Annotated in this window: 1 protein-coding gene; it reads left to right on the plus strand. The window is 28.4% G+C overall.

Going from position 1 to position 588, the window contains the following annotated elements; translation table 11 throughout:
* Nucleotides 1–588, plus strand: a 588-nt coding sequence (locus tag LQ693_RS13490) for a transposase (protein WP_239743727.1), incomplete at both ends; no start/stop codon positions are given.

A 588-nucleotide genomic window follows, 5' to 3' on the forward strand; every position in this document is an offset into this window, starting at 1 on the left:
AGCTCGATTTCATGTTGAAATTGAAAACGATCAAAATCGATTGAAAATAATGATTATCGAATTACTTCATCAAACTTTTCCAGGACTTGAAAAATTGTTTAAAAATCGTTATTCAAAAATCGCGCTTAATATTATAGAAGAATATGCACACCCAGATTTAGTTAGTCAAAAAGATATTGAAAGCCTGACTTCAAGTATTATGGAATACACTAATAAAAATTTGTCTTATCAAAAAGCACAAAATTATGCTGAAAGATTAAATAAAATAGCACAAGAAAGTTATCCTAATGTTAAACATTCTTCATTTCTAGTAAAAAAAGTTCGATTATTAATTCAACAATTAAAAAGTTCAATTCAACAATTGTCTCAACTAGATAAAGAGATGATTGAGTTAGCTCAACAACTTGAATGTTTCGAAGTTATGCATTCAATTCCTGGTATAGGGAAGCTAACAGTAGCTATGATTATAGGAGAATTAGGAGATCTTACAAAATTCAAAACGAATAAACAATTAAACGCATATGTGGGTATCGATATCAAACGATATCAATCAGGCAAAACTCAATATAGAGATACAATTAATAGACG

The sequence above is a fragment of the Mammaliicoccus sp. B-M6 genome (assembly GCF_022386965.1).
Lineage (GTDB): Bacteria > Bacillota > Bacilli > Staphylococcales > Staphylococcaceae > Mammaliicoccus > Mammaliicoccus sciuri_A.